The sequence below is a fragment of the Pseudomonas caricapapayae genome, from assembly GCF_001400735.1.
In the GTDB taxonomy this organism is placed as follows: domain Bacteria; phylum Pseudomonadota; class Gammaproteobacteria; order Pseudomonadales; family Pseudomonadaceae; genus Aquipseudomonas; species Aquipseudomonas caricapapayae.
The window spans coordinates 1-1,228 of the sequence record NZ_LJPW01000110.1 but is presented as its reverse complement, the minus strand read 5'-3'; the positions used below and the strand labels follow the sequence as shown (position 1 = coordinate 1,228).

The 1,228-nt window shown below is 51.4% G+C and carries 1 protein-coding gene and 1 pseudogene; both read right to left on the bottom strand.

All coding sequences use genetic code 11. From position 1 onward, the window contains the following. Positions 1 to 125 (bottom strand): annotated as a pseudogene (locus ALO80_RS32015) (sel1 repeat family protein); the annotation flags it as partial. Positions 126 to 277: 152 nt separating this feature from the next. Beyond that, a partial coding sequence (locus ALO80_RS15740; RefSeq protein WP_055009661.1) for an SEL1-like repeat protein occupies positions 278 to 1,228 on the bottom strand: 951 nt, incomplete at its 5' end.

Here is a 1,228-nt window from a genome sequence, read left to right as displayed (position 1 = left end):
AATGCCAGCTTGGCGTTGACTTCGCTCAACTGACTCAGCGGCGCGTCCTTCGTCCGTGAGGTAAGGGCATTGCCGGAGCTGCAGGCGGCCAACAGCAAGCTTGAAAGCAACAAAGTCAGGCGCATCAGTCATGGTCCGTCATAGTAGCGTCGTGATAATAAGGTTCAACGAGCGCGCGTCGGGTTTGAGTTTGGGCAGAGATTTGCATGTGCAGACCACTCTCTTTCGGCACACGCAACATCCGGTTCATAACTGAAACCCTCTACCGCCTATATATTCAGTCTTCCTTGATATATACAGGCGATCCCCGCAAGGGCTTACCTGTTTTAGGATCAAGCACCATGGCCTTGGCCAGTTGCTCAATCAGTGCTTCGGAAGGCTTGGGCGGCGGGATATTGGCTTCACGCTCTTCAACCCATTTCAGCTTGCCATCCAAGGCGGGGAGTTTGGCTGGGGGCAGGGGGACGATTTCGTTGATTTCGGGGACGCTTGGGTTGGCATAGGACCAGTCACCTAGCAACTTACCAATTTTTTTATAGCGATCTACACGCTCCAAATCTTTCTTCTGATCTATGAAGTACAAGCGATTAACCGATGCAGGACCATCAAAACCACTCTCTAAAAAAAATGCTGCAGTTTCATCGCCCGCTGCAACACCAAGTTGATAAGCTTTAAGTGCCTTCTGATAATTTCCATCAATTGTTTGATCGTTACCTAATGCTGTCGCGGCCTTTCCGTTACCTTGTTCAGCAGCACGCCAGCGCATCTGTCGTGCAATGTTCGGAGCAATATCGATCGGTTCTAGTTTGTCTGCCACATAAGCTTGGGCCTGGGCACTTCCCTCATCCGCCGCTTTGCGAAAGTAATGCAAGGCCATTTCCGGATCTTTATGCAAGCCAGCGGATCCCCGTTCAAGAAATACAGCGATGAAGTAATAACCAGTCGCTATGCGCGCGTCGATCAACTGCTGACTTAATCTTAGATGTTCTTCGCCGCCTAACTTAAATTCGCCACGCATGCCGCCGTTCTGCAGGTTGACGTTGGCCTTGTAGTGATTGTTTTCTGCGGCTATGCGATACAGTCTGCCAATTCCGACGTCGACCGCTTCGTCCTGCGGGATCTGATTGTTCTTCTGCAACCAGCGGGCGTACTGGAACAGCACATCCGTTTCTGCCGAGGGAGCCGGAATTTTCTCGTGTACGCAGGTGAATGCCAGCTTGGCGTTGAC